We start from the raw sequence: 16,044 nt of genomic DNA, 5'->3' as shown, positions 1-16,044 counted from the left end.
GCAACCGCAAGCGGAGCGCCGACATGCTGACCATCTGGGGCCGCCACAATTCGAGCAACGTGCGCAAGGTGCTGTGGTGCGCGGAGGAGATCGGCCTGGCCTACACCTCCATCGAGGTCGGCGGCGCGTTCGGCGGCAACGATCAGCCGTCCTATCGCGCGCTCAATCCCAATGGCCTGGTGCCGGCGATCGAGGACGATGGCCTGGCGCTGTGGGAATCCAATGCCATCGTCCGCTACCTGGCCGCGCGCTACGCCCCGGACACGCTGTACCCGCAGGATCCGGTGCTGCGCGCGCAGGGCGACAAGTGGATGGACTGGACCACCTCGCGCTTCGCCGGCGCCTTCCGCGATCTGTTCTGGGGCGTGTTGCGCACCGCGCCGGAACAGCGCGATGCAGCCAGGATCGCCGCCGCGCTGGAACAATCGGCCGAGCTGTTGCACACCGCCGACGCCGCACTGTCACAACAGCCCTGGCTGTCGGGCGAGCACTTCGCGATGGGCGACATTCCGCTGGGCAGCTTCGCCTATGCCTGGTTCGAGATGCCGATCGAACGCCCGGCACTGCCGCACCTGCACGCCTGGTACCAACGTCTGCAGCAGCGCCCGGCCTATCGCAAGGGCGTGATGACGGCGCTGACCTGAGTGCGGCGTTTCCGGCGGGGGACGGTGCCGTCGCGGCGGTGGCCATGCCCGTCAACCGCTCGCTCCCACCTGACGGCAAGGAGCCGCTACCCGTGATCGAACCTCCCAAGATCGTGCTCTGCATTCCCGGCCCATGGCCGGATCGCGCGGACCTGCTCGCGCGCATCGTCCAGGACAGCGGCGGCTACCTGTTCGCCGGGCACGTGCTGATGCACATGGACAGCGGCCAGGCATGCGAACTGCAGTACGAACCGCACGATGCGCGCATGGCCGCCGCGTTCGCCGCCGCCGGCCCGCATTGGCGCGGCTCGGCCGACATGGCGCGCATCGGGACGCATGCGTCCGTCGTCTACCTGATCGGTGCCGGCGGCTCGCGGGTGCGTGCGGAGACGATGATGCGCGCGGCCGCGGCGTTGCTGGACGCCGGCGGCCTGGGTGTGAAGGTGGAAAGCAGCGGCGTCGCCCACAGCCCCGCCGACTGGCGGCAACTGTGCGCGGACCTGGCGCTAGGCAGCGCCCACCGCGCCTATGTGCTGAACATCACCGGCGAGCAGGTGCATTCCTGCGGCATGCACCAGTTCGGCATGAAGGACGCGATCGTCGCGGCGCAGGCGGCATCCGACCCGGTTGCCCTGCTGCACACCTTCACCTGCTACCTGTTCAACGAAGCGCCCGACGTGCGCGCCGGCCATACCTTCTCGGTCGCGGCGGATGCGCCGCGCTACCGGATCCAGGCCGAGCCTTGTACCCAGTTCCAGTCCGGCGACCTGTTCGCCAATCCCTATGGACTGTGGCGGCTGACGCCGCTCTGACGCCGCGTTGCTTCCTGCATCCGTGTGCAGTGTCGGCGACGCGCCGCCGAACGCGTGCGCGCCTCAGGGTCTCCCGCCCGCCACCGCCGGCAGCGCGTCGCCGCCCGCGCGGCGCATCACCCAGTTGAACAGCGGGGTTGCCATCAGCGTGGAGGTGATGGCCATCAGCACCAGGATCGAGAACAGGCCCTGTTCGATCACCCCGGCCTGCAGGCCGATGTTGATGATGATCAGCTCCATCAGGCCGCGCGCGTTCATCAGTGCGCCGATCGCCATCGCATTGCGGTTGGTCTCGCCGCTGATCCGTGCCGCCGCCCAGCAGGCGATGCCCTTGCCCAGGAACGAAGCCAGCAGCACCGCGCCGGCGGCCAGCAGGATCTGCGGGTCCAGCAGCACGCTCAGCTCGGTCTTGAGCCCGGAGAAGGTGAAGAACATCGGCAGCAGGAACACCACCACGAACGGCTGCAATTGCTCGCGCAGCTTTTCGGTCAGTGCGCCCTTGGGCAGGCAGGCGCCGAGCAGGAAACCGCCGAACACCGCGTGGATGCCGATCGCGTCCATCGCCCAGGCGCTGACGCAGAACAGCATCAGCACCACCGCCAGCACCCCGGCGCTCAGCGGCTGCTCGGGGCGCACGTGGTCGGCCAGGCGGCGCAGCCAGTGGCGGCCGACCAGCAGCATGAACAGCGCGTAGCCCACGCCGCCGCCGATCGCCAGATAGGCGCTGCCCCAGCTGCCGCCGAAGCTGGCCAGCACCAGCGCGAGGATGCACCAGGCCGCGGCGTCGTCGACCGCGCCGGCGGTCAACGCCAGCGTGCCCAGCGGGCTGCCGGTGAGGCCGCGCTCGTGGATGATCCGCGCCAGCATCGGGAACGCGGTGATGGCGATGGCCGCGCCCAGGAACAGCGACGCCTCCAGCAGCTTGGCCTTGGCCGAGAACAGCCCGGGCATGTGCAGCAGCCACGGCGCCAGCACGAAGGCGAGCACGAACGGCACGGCGATGCCGGCCAGCGACACGCCCATCGCGCTGCGGTAGCGCGTGCGGAAGTGCTCGCCGCGAAAATCGGTGCCGACCAGGAACATGTACAGGCCCACGCCGAACTGCGCGGCCACGTACAGCATGTCCAGGGTCGGCTTGGGGAACAGCGCCTGCTGCAGGTCCGGCAGCAGCGCGCCGAACAGCGACGGCCCCAGCGCCACGCCGGCGATCATCTCGCCGACCACCTGCGGCTGGCCCAGGCGCCTGGCCAGCAGGCCGACCAGGCGGCACACCAGCAGGATCACCGCCGCCTGCAGAAAGAAATACACCGACATCTGCGGGGTGGTCATGGGCGGCCGTCCTGGAAGTGTCGGCGGATGATAGGAGGCCGTGGCGATGAAATCCATGCGGCCGCGCCTCACATGGTGGGGCGGGGCGCGTTTGCGGTATGGTGCCTGGCGCGCGCATGGCGCAGGCCGTACACGCATGCGGGCCGACACCGCAGGACGCACCGGGGAGCGAAGCGATGAGCAAGGGATGGACGCGGCGGCAATGCCTGGGCGCCGCTGCCGCGGGCGCAGTGGCCGGCGTGCTGCCCGGGGCCGCCATCGCGGGCGCCGCCGCTGCCGGTGCGCACGATGCCGACGCGCTGTACCGGCGTGCGTTGGTGCTCGACGCCAACGCCCTGGCCTCGATCGGGCAGGTATTCGATGGCCCGGATGCACCGCAGCTGTTGCAGCAATTGCGCGACTCCGGCGTGTCGGCGCTGAAGACCACGTTGGGCGGTGCGGCCGGCGACTTCGAGACCGCCGTGCAGGACATCGCCGCTGCGCAGGCGCTGGTCGAGCGCTATCCGCAGCATTTCCTCAAGGTGCTGCAGCCGGCCGACCTGCGCCGCGCCAAGCGCGAGGGGCGCCTCGCGCTGATCTTCTCCTTCGAATCGGCAGCGATGCTGGAGGACAAGCCCGCGCGCATCGACCTGTTCCGCCAGCTCGGGGTGCGGGTCATGCAACTGACCTATAACCGCACCACGCCGTTCGGCGTGGGCTGCCTGGACGGCGACACGGGCGGCGTCACCGCGCTCGGCCGCGACGCCATCGCGCGCATGAACCGTCTCGGCGTGGCACTGGATCTCAGCCATTGCAACCTGCAGACCACCCGCGACGGCATCGCCCTGTCGCAGCGCCCGCCGGTCATCACCCATGCCGGCTGCGCCGCGGTGTTCGTGCATCCGCGCAACAAGCAGGACGCCGAACTGCGCGCGCTGGCCGACAAGGGCGGGGTGATGGGCGTGTACATGCTGCCGTTCCTGACCGAGGACAGCCGCCAACCGCAGCTGGCCGACTACATGCGCCACCTGCTGCACGCACTGGACGTGTGTGGCGAGGACCATGTCGGCATCGGTACCGATTCGCTGTTCTTCCCGGCCACCGAGCAGGACCGGCGCGCCTTCGAGGAAGACCTGGTGCAGCGCCGTCGCGACGGCATCGGCGCCCCGGGCGAGAACCGTCTGCCCTACCTGCCCGACGCCAACACCCCGCGCAAGCTCGAACGCGTCGCCGACGCGCTGCTGCGCCAGGGCTACAGTGCCCGGGTCGCCGAGAAGGTGCTGGGAGCGAATTTCGAACGGGTGTTCGGCGAGATCTGGAGTGTGTGACGCTGTGCAGTGCGCAAAGGACCTGCGTGACGCCCCGGTAGGTGGTGCGTTGCACGCAGCGTCTTTCACCGTTCCAGCGGCACCGCGCCGCCCGCATTGACCGGGCCCTCGCACAGGTTCAGACTTGCGGCCACATTTCCACCCGAACGTCCACGCCGCCATGGCCCACGCACCGCTGCTGATATTGCCCAACGCCCTGCGCGTCAGCGCAGGCCGGGTGCGCCTGCCTGAAGGAGTGGTCGACGCCGTGCGCTAACGCCGGCCATCGCCGGTCCGCCGCAGACAAGCACCCGATGGGTGCTTTTTTATTGCCTGTTTTTCGCTGTTCCACCGTTCCGACACGCCAAGGAGAACGTGCCATGCACTACGCCGCCGAACCCGAAACCTAGCCGCATGCCCGCCTCGCCAACCGGGGCATGCGGCGTCCCCCGTGTTGGCAATGCGGAGTCTTTCTCATGAACACGAACACCCTTTCCCGCTGGCGCAATCTCGGCATCATCGCCCACATCGACGCCGGCAAGACCACCCTCACCGAACGCCTGCTGTGGGCTGCCGGTGCGATCCATCGTCTGGGCGAAGTCCACGACGGTGCCGCCACCACCGATTTCTCGGACATCGAACGTGCGCGCGGCATCAGCATCGGTGCGGCCGCGGTGCAGGTGCAGTGGGCGCCGGCCGGGCAGCCGGTGCATCGCCTGACCCTGATCGACACCCCCGGGCACATCGATTTCGCGATCGAGGTGGAACGCTCGCTGCGCGTGCTCGACGGCGCGGTCGCGGTGTTTTCCGCGGTCGACGGCGTGCAGCCGCAATCCGAAACCGTGTGGCGGCAAGCACGCCGCCACGGCGTGCCGATGCTCGCGTTCGTCAACAAGATGGACCGTGCCGGTGCCTCGTTCGATGGCGTGCTGGCGCAGTTGCGCGGCAAGCTCGACGCGACGGTGTGGCCGGTCGGCGTGCCGGTGCCGGGCGACTCCGGCTTCGACGGCTGGAGCGACCTGGTCGGCGGCCGCCTGCTGAGCTGGGACGACGCGGGGCAACTGCACACGCGCGCCTGGAACACCGAGGAGGCGGCCGCGTTCGCGGACGCACGCGAGCAGTTGATCGCCGCGGTGGCCGAGCACGACGAGGCGCTGGCGCAGGCCTATCTCGAGGAACGCGCGATCGACGCCGAGCTGCTGCGCGCCGCCTTGCGCCGGGCCACCCTGGCCGGCGCCGGCGTGCCGGTGCTGGCCGGCTCGGCGTTCAAGCGCAAGGGCATCGAGCCGTTGCTGGACGCGATCGTCGACTGGCTGCCGTCGCCGCTGGACCGCCCGCCGGTCGTCGCCCGCGCCGATGCGGACACCGATGCCGGTGCCGAAGACGGGCACGAGACCTTGCTGGCGCCGGATCCGTCCGGTCCGCTGGCGGCGCTGGTGTTCAAGTTCGCGCATACCGCGCAGGGGCCGCTGGCCTTCGTGCGCGTGTATTCGGGCACCTTGCGCGTCGGCGACACGGTGTGGACGTCGCATGCACGGCGTCCGCGCCGGGTCGGGCGGTTGGCGGTGGTGCAGGCGCAGCGCACCCACGACGTGGCGCAGGCGCAGGCCGGCGAGATCGTCGCCGTGCTCGGCTGGAAGGACGCGGTCAGCGGCGAGACGCTCAGCGGCGTGCAGGCGCGGTGGGTGCTGGAACGCATCCGCACGCAACCGCCGGTGCTGGCGTGGCGGCTCGGCGCGGCCAACGCGACCGACTTGGTGCGGCTGGGGCAGGGCCTGGCGCGGTTGGCGCAGGAGGATCCGTCCTTCCGCGTCGACAGCGATCCGGAGACCGGTGAAGCGGTGATCTGGGGCATGGGCGAGCTGCACCTGGAGGTGATGGTGGAGCGCTTGCGCAGCGAGTGGCACGTGGACGTGCGCACCGGTGCGCCGCGCGTGGCCTACCAGGAAACGCCGCGCGCGGCCGCGCTGGGCGTGGCGGCACGGCTGTCCAAGCAGAACGGCGGCCAGGGCCAGTTCGCGCAGGTGGTGCTGGATGTGCTGCCGCGCGCGGACGGTGCGGTCACCTTCGTCGACCGCAGCCGCGGCGGGGTGGTGCCGAAGGCCTTCGTCGCCGCCACCGAGAAGGGGGCGCGTGCGGCGCTGGCGCAAGGCCCGCTCGGTCATCCGGTGGTCGGCGTGGAGGTGGTGCTGGTCGATGGCCAGGCGCATGCGGTGGATTCGTCGGACATGGCGTTCCAGCGCGCGGCTTCGGACGCGGTGAAGGCGGCACTGGCGCAGGCCGGCACGCTGCTGCTGGAGCCGGTGATGGCGGTGGCGATCGATGCGCCTGCGCACAGCGTCGGCGACGTGCTCGGCGATCTGCAGCGGCGCGAGGGACGCGTCGTGGCGATCGAGGAGCGCGGCTCCCGTGCCGAGGTGGTCGCGCAGGCGCCACTGGCGCAACTGCAGGCCTATGCCACGGCGTTGCGTTCGCTGACCCAGGGACGGGCATCGGCGAGCATGACCTTCGACGGCTATGCGCCGGTCAAGGCCGCGTGAGCCGCATTGCCATCTGGCAATGCGGCAGGAGAACGGGGAGCCGGTTCGCCGGCTCCTCTTTTTTTGTCCGTGCTTGCGTCGACGCCGCGATCCAGGCTTCATAGCCGGCCCCGATCGCCGGAGCCGCCCATGCATCGCCGTCTTGCCCTGCTGACCTTGTTCGCCCTGTCGCCGGTACTCGCCGCGGCGCAGCCGCCGGGATGCCAGACGCCGTTGCAGGTGGCCGAGGGTCTGTTCCGGGCGCGCGATGTCGATTGGCAGCCGCAGAACCTGGAGAAGCTGCTGACGCCGCCCTTCGCCCAGGCGCTCCAGGCCGACCGGCGCTGCGCCAGGCGCGATGGCAGGTGCCGGCTGGACTTCGCCCCATGGACCGATGCCCAGGACGGTCAACTGCAGGGCGCGCCGAGATTCACTCTGGTCTCCGGTGGCGCGCAGGCCACGGTGGTGGAGGTGCGGATGGATTACCGGCGCACGCTCGGCGGCGCCGGCTCGGTCAAGATCGAACTGCAGCGCCGCGGCAACGGCTGCTGGGCGGTCAGCGACCTGATCGCGCCGGATGGGCAATCGCTGTTCGCGCTGCTGACCGACGCGCAGGACTAGGCGCGCAGCGCGGCGCGCCGCATAGGAGTTCAAATCCCTTTTTGGAATTGGCGAGGAGTGGCTGCGCTGCGCGGGCCGACCCTCACCCCAACCCCTCTCCCGGGGGGGAGAGGGGCTAGGAGCGCGGCAAGGGCCTGGGGCTACTGCAGCTTCAGCATCACGATCGCCTTGGCCGGCAGCGCCACCTGCAACGTGTCGCCTTGCACGCGCGCGCCGGCGAAGGCGGCCTGGCGCACCGCCTGCGGCTGGGCGAAGGTGTTGAGCGCGTCGATGGTCGGTGCGGTCAGGATCTGCCCGTCGACGCCGCGCGCCTGCACTCCATCAACCTGCACCGTAACGTCGGCGCTGCGGTTCGGGTCCAGATTGGTCAGCGCCACGTACACGTGCCCGTCCTTGGCCCGCACCGCCGAGCCGTGCACCGCCGGCACCGTATAGCCGGCATGCCGGTAGTCGGGCGTGCTGATCTGCAGCGGCAGCGCGGTCGCGTCCTGGTACGGCTTGTACAGCATGAAGACGTGGTAGGTCGGCGTCAGCAGCATCCTGTCGCCGTCGGTGAGGATCATCGCCTGCAGCACGTTGACCATCTGCGCGATGTTGGCCATGCGCACGCGGTCGGCATGCTGGACGAAGATGTCCAGGTTGAGCGACGCCACCAGCGCATCGCGCAAGGTGTTCTGCTGGTGCAGGAAGCCCGGGTTCACGTCGGGCAGGCCCTTGTACCAGGTGCCCCATTCGTCGACCACGAGGGCGACCTTCCTGTCCGGGTCGTACTTGTCCATGATCGCGCTGTGCTTGCTGATCAGCTCGTCCATCCGCAGCGTGCGCGACAGCGTTTCGATCCACGCTGCCTCGTCGAAGCTGGTGGAGGAGGCGCGCGGCGGCCAGCCGCCGGGCACGGTGTAGTAGTGCAGGCTCAGGCCGTCCATGAACTTGCCGGCCTCGCGCATCATCACCTCGGTCCAGTGGTAGTCGTCTTCGTTCGGGCCGGGCGCGATCTTGAGGATCTTCTGGTCGGCCGGTGCCTTGACGAAGGTCTGGTAGCGGCGGAACACGTCGGCGGCGTATTCGGCGCGCATGTTGCCGCCGCAGCCCCACAGCTCGTTGCCGACGCCGAAGAACGGCACCTTCCACGGGGCCTGGCGGCCGTTGCGGCGGCGCTGTTCGGCCAGGGTCGAGCGCGTGGGCGCGGTCATGTACTCCACCCACTGCGCCATCTCGTCCGGCGCCGCGTCGCCGACGTTGCCGGCCACGTACGCCTGCGTGCCGAGCAGTTCGGTGAGGTCCATGAACTCGTGGGTGCCGAAGCTGTTGGGTTCCTCCACGCCGCCCCAGTGGGTGTTGACGCTGGTCGGGCGCTGGTTGCGCGGACCGATGCCGTCGCGCCAGTGGTATTCGTCGGCGAAGCAGCCGCCGGGCCAGCGGATGTCCGGCACGTCCAGCGCCTTCAGCGCGGCGACCACGTCGTTGCGGTAGCCGCGGGTGTTGGGGATCTTCGAGTCCGGGCCGACCCAGACGCCGCCGTAGATGCCGTTGCCCAGATGCTCGGCGAACTGTCCGAACAGGTGGCGCGACACCGCGGCGCCAGGGCGGTCGGCACGCAGCGTGCCGCGCACCTCGACGTCGGCGGCCTGCGCCAGTGTGGCGGCCAGTGCCAGGCCGAGCGTCGCGGCGATCAGCGGCAACCGTCGCCAGTGTGCCGCACGCTGCTGCAGGAAACGGGGCGAACGCATCGGGAGCTCCTTGTCGGGTAGGGCGGCGCCGTCGCCAGCGTCGCGTGGGAGTGACGGCCGGCGCGCGGCCTTGGCCATGACGCCCAGGCGCTGCCGCATTCGGGGCGCGCCCCCCCCCCCCGGCACGATCGCTTCCGCGCCTGTCCCCGGTGTGCCCCGCTCCCGAGCATAGAAGACACGTGGAGGGCGAACCAATGCCCAAATGCGACGCCGCCATATCGGAATTGCAATGCGCGGCACGGCGCCGCATGCGGTGTGTTCCCAGAACGTGCGCGGTATCGCACAGCGCGCTGTCGGCGCTCGCGCGGCGATGGCCGTGTCGCGCCCTCGCTGGTTATGCTGCGGACCCCGCGCATGCGCACCGACTTCCAAGGCTCCTGCATGTCCTCGCTTTTCGGTCATCTTCCCGACGGTACCGCCATCCAGCGCATGGTCCTGGACAGCGGCGACGGCCTGCGTGCCGAAGTGCTGACCTATGGCGGCCTGCTGCGCAGCCTGCGCCTGCACGGCGCGCATGGCGAGACCGAGCTGGTGCTGGGGCTGCCGACGCTGCAGGACTACCTGCAGGACCCGGCCTACCTGGGCGTGCTGGTCGGGCGCTTCGGCAACCGCATCGCCGGGTCGGCCTTCACCGTCGATGGCCGGCACTACGCGGTCACCGCCAACGAGGGCGCCAACCATCTGCACGGCGGCGCACTGGGCTTCGGCCGGCGGGTGTGGACGGTGCTGGCGCAGACCGAGCGGACGCTGCAGTTGCGCTACGACTCGCCGGCCGGCGAGGAAGGTTACCCGGGCAACCTGTCGGTGGAGGCGAGCTACCGCGTCGAAGGCCGCTGCCTGAGCGTCGAGTTCGTCGCGCAGACCGATGCGCCGACGCCGCTCAATCTGACCCATCACCCCTATTTCAACCTGGCCGGCGATGCCGCGGTGCCGGCCGCGGCGCAGTGGCTGCGGGTGCCGGCCGATCGCTACCTGCCGGTGCGCGACGCGGCGCTGCTGCCGCGCGGCGAGATCGCCACGGTGGCCGCTACGCCGTTCGATTTCCGCCAGGTGCGTGCCATCGCCGACAAGGACATCGCCGCCGATCCGCAGCTCTCGCTCAGCGCCGGCTACGACCACTGCCTGGTGCTGGCCGACGGCCACGACTGCACCGCCGTGCTGTATTCGCCGCACAGCGGCGTGGCCATGCGCATCGTCAGCCCGATGCCGGCCGTGCAACTCTATGAAGGCCAGGGCCTGGACCGGCAGCATCCGGCGCTGGGCCGCGGTATCTGCCTGGAGCCGCAAGGCTACCCGGACGCGCCGAACCAGCCGGGCTTTCCCGATTGCATCCTGCGTCCCGGCCAGGTCTATCGGCACCGCATCACGTACCAGTTCGCCGAGGTCGGCCGCGGCGCCGACTGGGCGGCGGTGGAGGCGGCGTTGGCGGATCAGGGCGGCGGTTGAGGCGTGGGACGTCGCAGGCGTGTCTGAAGCCGCGACCGGGCCTTTCCCGGTGTCACCCGTCGCGGCTGAAGCCGCTTCTACGGGAAGACGGGGCGGCTACTGCGCGTGCCCCAGCACCAGTTCGATCACGAACTTGCTGCCGAAGAACGACAGCAGCAGGAGCACCATTGCCGCCAGGGTCCAGTGCACCGCCTTGACCCCGCGCCAGCCGTAGCGCCAGCGGCCGAACAGCAGCGCGCCGAACACGATCCACGACAGCACGCTGAGCACGGTCTTGTGCACCAGCCGCTGCGCCAGGAAATCCTGCACGAACAGCACCCCGGTCAGCAGGGTCAGGGTCAGCAGGATGAAGCCGACCACGATGGTGCGGAACAGCAGCGTTTCCAGCGCGGTCAGCGGCGGCAACGCGCGCAGCCAGGGATGGAAGTCGCGGCGTCGCAGCGCGCGTTCCTGCAGCCACAGCATCACCGCCAGCAGCGCGGCGATACCCAGCGTGGCGTAGGCCAGCAGCGCCAGCCAGGCGTGCAACTGCAGCCGCCAGTCCAGCACCGGCGCCGGCTCGTGGCCGTAGCCGTGGTAGGCCAGCAGCAGCGCCGCTGACAGCGGGAACACCACCACGCCCAGCGCGGCCATGCGCCCGCTGGCGCCGACCAGGGCGGTCATCAGCGCCATGCCCAGGCTGACCAGCGACAGCGCGGCGAAGAAGTGCATGTCCGGGCCGCCGGCGGTGTGCAGGGCCACCTGCACGTGATAGCCCGCATGCAGGGCCACCGCCGGCAGCGCCGGCCACAGCCAGGCGCGGCTGCGGTCCACCCGGTCGCGCACCACCGCGGCGATCAGCAGGCCGGTGGCGGCCAGGTACAGCAGGGTGGCGAGGACGGTGATGAGCATCGCGCCAGTTTCGCATATCGGGCCCGCCGCCGTGACGGCGCCGCCGGGGATCGCCGGCGCGCCCGGCTATAATCGACGGCCGTTTCCCGTCCGCGACCCGCCCGCATGTTCGAATCCCTCACCCAACGCCTCTCCGGCACCATGCAGCGCCTGCGCGGCCGCGGTCGCCTGACCGAGGAGAACATCCGCGAAGCCACCCGCGAAGTGCGCATCGCGCTGCTCGAGGCCGACGTCGCCCTGCCGGTGGTGCAGGCGCTGATCGAGCGCATCAAGGTGCGCGCGGTCGGCCAGGAAGTGCTCAAGAGCCTGACCCCGGGCCAGGCGCTGATCAAGGTCGTGCGCGACGAGCTGACCGCGGTGATGGGCTCGGCCGCCAGCGACCTCAACCTCAACGTGCCGGCGCCGGCGATCGTGCTGATGGCCGGCCTGCAGGGCGCGGGCAAGACCACCACGGTCGGCAAGCTGGCCAAGCACCTGAAGGAAAAGCGCAAGAAGAAGGTGATGGTGGTGTCGGCCGATGTGTACCGCCCGGCCGCGATCGAGCAGCTCAAGACCCTGGCCGAGCAGGTCGGGGTGCTGTTCTTCCCGTCCGAGGCCTCGCAGAAGCCCGTGGACATCGTCCGCGCCGCCATCGCCGACGCGCGCAAGTCCTTCGTCGACGTGCTGCTGGTGGATACCGCCGGCCGCCTGGCCATCGACGCGGCGATGATGGAGGAGATCAAGGCGCTGCACGCGGCGATCACCCCGGTCGAGACCCTGTTCGTGGTCGACGCGATGACCGGCCAGGACGCGGCCAACACCGCCAAGGCGTTCAGCGAGGCGCTGCCGCTGACCGGCGTGGTGCTGACCAAGACCGATGGCGACGCCCGCGGCGGCGCGGCGCTGAGCGTGCGCTACATCACCGGCAAGCCGATCAAGTTCATCGGCGTCGGCGAGAAGCCGGACGGCCTGGACGTGTTCCATCCCGACCGCCTGGCCAGCCGCATCCTCGACATGGGCGACGTGCTGTCGCTGGTCGAGCAGGTCGAGCACCAGGTCGACAAGGACAAGGCGCAGAAGCTGGCCGAGAAGGTCGCCAAGGGCAAGAAGTTCGACCTCAACGACATGCGCGACCAGCTTGAGCAGATGCAGAACATGGGCGGCCTGTCCGGGCTGATGGACAAGCTGCCGGGCATGGGCCAGATCCCCGACCATCTGAAGCAGCAGGTCGCCGGCAACAAGGACGTGCCGCGGATGATCGCCATCATCGGCTCGATGACCAAGAAGGAGCGGCGCAACCCGGGCCTGCTCAACGGCTCGCGCCGCGCGCGCATCGCCCGCGGTTCCGGTACCCAGCCGGCCGACGTCAACAAGCTGATGAAGCAGTATCAGCAGATGGAAAAGATGATGAGCAAGATGGCCGGCGGCGGCATGAAGGGCCTGATGCGCGGCATGAAGGGCATGCTCGGCGGCATGGGCGGCCGCGGCGGCCTGCCGTTCCGCTGAGCCCGCGGCCACGGCGCGTGCGGTGAGCGTGTCCGTCGGCACGCGCGTGCTGCGCCTGGCCCTGGCGCTGGCCCTGGCGCTGCACTCGGCCTCCGGCTGGGCGGTGCTGCCGGCGACGCTGGTGTACTGGGTGCTGGTGGTGCTGGTCGTCGCAGCGATCGATCGCGCGATGGCGCGACGCACGGCCGGCGGTACCGCGGCGGCTTCCCTGGGCCCCGCCATTGGCGAGGCCGGCGCCACGCCCGCTCCGGCGCGGCTGCCGCCGCCAGCGCAGCCCGTCATCCCACCTGCGGCGATGCGTGCGCGGCCGTCCGGTCCGCGCCAATGGCGCCGCCATCTCGAGGACATCGTCCCGTTCCCGGAGGAGCGCTTCCCGCGCCAGGGCATCTGCACCACCTCCGAGCTGGTGCTGTCCGCCGGCGATGCGCTGGTGCTCGCCTTCCATCCCGCCGCCGACGGCCCCGCGCAGTGGCGCTGCGACCTGCTGGCGCCGGGCGCGACTCAGGCGCAGTGGCTGGATGTGGCGGCGCACGCCGAGTGCGTCGTGCCGATCGTGCGCACCGGCGTGTACTCGATCGGTATCGGCCAGGCCGAGCTGCAGGTGCCCGGCACGGTGGCGCTGTGGCGGCGCGTGCCGGAATCGGAGCGGCTGGCGCTGCCGGTGCAGCCGCTGCGCGGCACGCCGCTGGCGTATGCGCAGCGCCCCGATGGCAGCCTCGCCGTCACCGAGGCGCAAGCGCGTGACGCGTGGCCGCTGGCGCAGTTGCCGCCGCGTTGCGTGGCGCGCGTGCCGGCCGCGGCCGCGTTGCTGTTCGCCGGCGCCGAGCGGGCCTGGGACGTGCATGGAGCGCCGGACACCGCGGTGGCGGATCCCACGGATAACGTGGTCGTGCATCGTCACTTTCTGCAGCTGAGCCAGGGCGACGTCCTGGTGCTGGAGGCGGTGTGGACATCCGGCCTGTTCGGTCAGCCACTGCCGGTGCCCGGCGGCAGCCGTCCGACCGACGGCGAACTGGGGCTGTTCGCGCTGTTGCACGGGCCGCAGCTGATGGCCTTGCGTCCGTCCGCGGCGATGCCGGCGTGCGTGGAGGTGGTGTGTCCGGTCGATGGGCTGTATTGCCTGGAGCTGCGGCTGTCCGGTCCGGCGGCGTGGCGCGATCGTGCTGTCGAGACGTTCGTCGATCTGCGGCTGTGGGGTGCCTTCGTCCAGTGCCCGTCACGGTTGCGCGCTTTTTCCCTGCAGCAGGTGTGGGTCGGCGATCGGGACCGGCAATGTTTGCCGGTGCCGCTGCCGTGAGCGTCCTCGCATCTCTGGCACGGCGGCCGGAAGGCGGCGCGGCTACCATGGCCGTTCCTGGAATCGCGGAGCACGCATGATGCAGCGCTTGGCGCGCGTGGACGCCTTTCGGCAGCGCTTCGGCCTGCGCCTGCCGATCCTGCTCAGCCCGATGGCCGGTGCCTGCCCGGTGCCGCTGTCGGCCGCGGTCGCCGCGGCTGGCGGCATGGGGGCGATGGGCGCGGTGCTGTCGGCGCCGCAGGACATCGTGGCGTGGATGGATGCGTTCCGCGCCGCCGGCGGCGGGGCGGCACAGGTCAACCTGTGGGTGCCGGATCCGCCCCCCGCGCGCGATGCCGCCGCCGAGGCCGAGGTGCGCGCCTTTCTCGCGGCCTGGGGACCGCCGGTCGACGCCGCCGCCGGCGATGCGGCGCCCGCCGATTTCGATGCCCAGTTCGAGGCCCTGCTCGCGGCGCGGCCGGCAGTGGCCTCGTCGATCATGGGCCTGTTCCGGCCGGACCAGGTGCAGCGCCTGCAGCAGGCCGGGATCGCCTGGTTCGCCTGCGCCACCACCTTGGACGAGGCGCTGGCCGCGCAGGCCGCCGGTGCCGATGCGGTGGTCGCGCAGGGGGCGGAGGCCGGCGGCCATCGCGGTGCCTTCGAGGCCGGCAGCGCCGAGCGGCAGTTGACCGGGCTGTTCGCGCTGCTGCCGCGGCTGGCCGACCAGTTGCAGATCCCGGTGATCGCCGCCGGTGGCATCGGCGACGGCCGTGGCACCGCCGCCGCTTTGACCCTGGGCGCGAGCGCGGTGCAGATCGGCACCGCCCTGCTGCGCACCCCGGAGGCGGCGCTGGCACCGGCCTGGGCGGATGCGCTGGCCCAGGCCGAACCCGAGCAGACCACGTTGACCCGCGCCTTTTCCGGCCGCCTGGGCCGCGCGCTGGCCACCGACTACGTGCGCGCCGCCGCTGCCGCGGAGGCGCCGCCGCCGCGGCCGTACCCGGTGCAGCGTGGTCTGACTGCGTCGATGCGCCAGGCCGCACAGCGCGCCGGCCGCCTGGCGGCGATGCAGGCCTGGGCCGGGCAGTCGGCCTGGATGGCGCCGGCCGAGCCCGCCGCGACGTTGGTTGAACGCTGGTGGTCGCAGGCGCAGGCCCTGCTGTGACATCGCAGGTCTTCCACCACGGGCAGCCGGCGGATGCCGACCTGCTGGCCGCCGCCGCGCTGGTGAATTACGGGCATTTCAGCACCATGCAGGTCCGCGACGGTGCCGTGCGCGGGTTCGACCTGCATCTGCAGCGCTTGCAGCAGGCCAACGCGGGGCTGTTCGGGAGTGTCTTGCCGCATGAGCGCGTGCGCGCCGAGCTACGCGCGGCGCTGGCCGCCTTCGGCACTGGCGACGCCTCGCTCCGCGTCACCGTGTTCTCGCCGGCATTCACGTTGCGCCGGGCCGATGCCGATTGCGCTGTGGAGCTGCTGGTGTCACTGGCGCTACCGGCACAGGCCGAGGCGGCGCCGCTGCGGCTGCGCAGTGGCGTATTTGCCCGGGAGACGCCCCACATCAAGCACGTCGGCACCTTCGGCGCCTTCCACCAGCGCCGCCTTGCGCTGCAGGCCGGCAGCGACGACGCGCTGTTCGTCGACGCGCAGGGGCAGGTGGCCGAAGGGCCGGCCTGGAACCTGGGACTGTGGGACGGCGCCTGTCTGCACTGGCCGCAGGCACCAGCGCTGCGCGGCACCCAGGAACGGTTGCTGCAGGCCGGGCTCGCCGCGCTGGGCGTGGCGCAGGAGGTGCGGCCGCTGTCGCTCCACGAACTCGGGCCGGACGTGGCCGCCTTCACCTGCAACGCCCGCGGCCAGCAGGCGGTGGCGGCGGTGGACGGGCGCGCGCTGCGCCCGGCCGCGGATCTATTGGCCATGCTGGAGGCGGCGTTGCACACCCAGCCCTGGCAGGCGATCTGAGCACTCCGTGGACGGCCATCGTGGCATGGCTGCCGCTCCTGGC

13 protein-coding genes are annotated in these 16,044 nt (G+C 71.1%); 10 read left to right on the top strand and 3 right to left on the bottom strand.

What is annotated here, in order from left to right; translation table 11 throughout:
- The first annotated feature begins 23 nt into the window (after window positions 1-23).
- Together ACHWVH_RS00930 and ACHWVH_RS00925 are read left to right on the top strand one after the other, a co-directional pair.
- Window positions 24-644: a glutathione S-transferase family protein gene (locus tag ACHWVH_RS00930; RefSeq protein ID WP_267087034.1), complete on the top strand. Its 621-nt coding sequence runs from the start codon at window positions 24-26 to the stop codon at window positions 642-644.
- Window positions 645-736: 92 nt separating this feature from the next.
- Window positions 737-1,456 (top strand): hypothetical protein, encoded by a 720-nt coding sequence (locus tag ACHWVH_RS00925; RefSeq protein ID WP_394686474.1) that lies wholly within the window; start codon window positions 737-739, stop codon window positions 1,454-1,456.
- Between the two features lie 63 nt (window positions 1,457-1,519).
- Here the strand turns inward: ACHWVH_RS00925 and ACHWVH_RS00920 are convergent, their stop codons facing one another.
- Window positions 1,520-2,785 (bottom strand): cation:proton antiporter, encoded by a 1,266-nt coding sequence (locus ACHWVH_RS00920; protein ID WP_152236240.1) that lies wholly within the window; start codon window positions 2,783-2,785, stop codon window positions 1,520-1,522.
- 176 nt (window positions 2,786-2,961) lie between these two features.
- Between ACHWVH_RS00920 and ACHWVH_RS00915 the strand changes: the two genes are divergently transcribed.
- From ACHWVH_RS00915 to ACHWVH_RS00905, 3 genes are all read left to right on the top strand, one after another.
- Window positions 2,962-4,092: a dipeptidase gene (locus tag ACHWVH_RS00915; RefSeq protein ID WP_394686473.1), complete on the top strand. Its 1,131-nt coding sequence runs from the start codon at window positions 2,962-2,964 to the stop codon at window positions 4,090-4,092.
- A 455-nt stretch (window positions 4,093-4,547) separates the two neighbouring features.
- Window positions 4,548-6,611: an elongation factor G gene (gene fusA / locus ACHWVH_RS00910; protein WP_295919145.1), complete on the top strand. Its 2,064-nt coding sequence runs from the start codon at window positions 4,548-4,550 to the stop codon at window positions 6,609-6,611.
- Window positions 6,612-6,740: 129 nt separating this feature from the next.
- Entirely contained in the window at window positions 6,741-7,211 is a 471-nt protein-coding gene (locus ACHWVH_RS00905) for a hypothetical protein (protein ID WP_152236242.1), read from the top strand.
- A gap of 140 nt (window positions 7,212-7,351) precedes the next feature.
- On the opposite strand, the gene ACHWVH_RS00900 is transcribed toward ACHWVH_RS00905, so the two are convergent.
- Window positions 7,352-8,941, bottom strand: coding sequence for an alpha-N-arabinofuranosidase (locus ACHWVH_RS00900; protein WP_394686472.1), 1,590 nt, complete (start codon window positions 8,939-8,941; stop codon window positions 7,352-7,354).
- A 381-nt stretch (window positions 8,942-9,322) separates the two neighbouring features.
- On the opposite strand from ACHWVH_RS00900, the gene ACHWVH_RS00895 reads away from it, so the two are divergent.
- On the top strand, window positions 9,323-10,387 hold the full coding sequence (locus ACHWVH_RS00895) for an aldose epimerase family protein (RefSeq protein WP_295927056.1): 1,065 nt from the start codon (window positions 9,323-9,325) through the stop codon (window positions 10,385-10,387).
- A 96-nt stretch (window positions 10,388-10,483) separates the two neighbouring features.
- Here ACHWVH_RS00895 and ACHWVH_RS00890 read toward each other — a convergent pair whose 3' ends face one another.
- Entirely contained in the window at window positions 10,484-11,278 is a 795-nt protein-coding gene (locus ACHWVH_RS00890) for an inner membrane protein YpjD (protein ID WP_017913516.1), read from the bottom strand.
- Between the two features lie 105 nt (window positions 11,279-11,383).
- On the opposite strand from ACHWVH_RS00890, the gene ffh reads away from it, so the two are divergent.
- The 4 genes from ffh (at window position 11,384) to ACHWVH_RS00870 (ending at window position 16,001) form a co-directional block, all read left to right on the top strand.
- On the top strand, window positions 11,384-12,763 hold the full coding sequence (gene ffh, locus ACHWVH_RS00885) for a signal recognition particle protein (RefSeq protein ID WP_043092756.1): 1,380 nt from the start codon (window positions 11,384-11,386) through the stop codon (window positions 12,761-12,763).
- Between the two features lie 22 nt (window positions 12,764-12,785).
- Complete coding sequence (locus tag ACHWVH_RS00880) at window positions 12,786-14,060, top strand: hypothetical protein (protein WP_295927052.1); 1,275 nt, start codon at window positions 12,786-12,788, stop codon at window positions 14,058-14,060.
- Window positions 14,061-14,139: 79 nt separating this feature from the next.
- Window positions 14,140-15,204, top strand: a complete 1,065-nt coding sequence (locus ACHWVH_RS00875; protein WP_394686526.1) for an NAD(P)H-dependent flavin oxidoreductase — start codon at window positions 14,140-14,142, stop codon at window positions 15,202-15,204.
- The gene (locus ACHWVH_RS00870) at window positions 15,201-16,001 is read left to right on the top strand and encodes an aminotransferase class IV (RefSeq protein ID WP_394686471.1); all 801 of its coding nucleotides are present in this window, start codon (window positions 15,201-15,203) and stop codon (window positions 15,999-16,001) included. Before ACHWVH_RS00875 ends, ACHWVH_RS00870 begins: the two co-directional genes overlap by 4 nt.
- The last annotated feature ends 43 nt before the right edge of the window (window positions 16,002-16,044 follow it).

The sequence above is a fragment of the uncultured Xanthomonas sp. genome, assembly GCF_964278005.1.
Lineage (GTDB): Bacteria > Pseudomonadota > Gammaproteobacteria > Xanthomonadales > Xanthomonadaceae > Xanthomonas_A > Xanthomonas_A sontii.
This window is presented reverse-complemented; position numbering and strand designations above follow the sequence as displayed.

What these genes read in the sequence shown, in the direction of transcription:
- ACHWVH_RS00890 (WP_017913516.1), bottom strand. Translation starts at nt 11,278, where the DNA reads ATGCTCATCACCGTCCTCGCCACCCTGCTGTACCTGGCCGCCACCGGC.
- ACHWVH_RS00905 (WP_152236242.1), top strand. Translation starts at nt 6,741, where the DNA reads ATGCATCGCCGTCTTGCCCTGCTGACCTTGTTCGCCCTGTCGCCGGTA.
- ffh (WP_043092756.1), top strand. Translation starts at nt 11,384, where the DNA reads ATGTTCGAATCCCTCACCCAACGCCTCTCCGGCACCATGCAGCGCCTG.
- ACHWVH_RS00875 (WP_394686526.1), top strand. Translation starts at nt 14,140, where the DNA reads ATGCAGCGCTTGGCGCGCGTGGACGCCTTTCGGCAGCGCTTCGGCCTG.
- ACHWVH_RS00915 (WP_394686473.1), top strand. Translation starts at nt 2,962, where the DNA reads ATGAGCAAGGGATGGACGCGGCGGCAATGCCTGGGCGCCGCTGCCGCG.
- ACHWVH_RS00900 (WP_394686472.1), bottom strand. Translation starts at nt 8,941, where the DNA reads ATGCGTTCGCCCCGTTTCCTGCAGCAGCGTGCGGCACACTGGCGACGG.
- fusA (WP_295919145.1), top strand. Translation starts at nt 4,548, where the DNA reads ATGAACACGAACACCCTTTCCCGCTGGCGCAATCTCGGCATCATCGCC.
- ACHWVH_RS00920 (WP_152236240.1), bottom strand. Translation starts at nt 2,785, where the DNA reads ATGACCACCCCGCAGATGTCGGTGTATTTCTTTCTGCAGGCGGCGGTG.
- ACHWVH_RS00895 (WP_295927056.1), top strand. Translation starts at nt 9,323, where the DNA reads ATGTCCTCGCTTTTCGGTCATCTTCCCGACGGTACCGCCATCCAGCGC.
- ACHWVH_RS00930 (WP_267087034.1), top strand. Translation starts at nt 24, where the DNA reads ATGCTGACCATCTGGGGCCGCCACAATTCGAGCAACGTGCGCAAGGTG.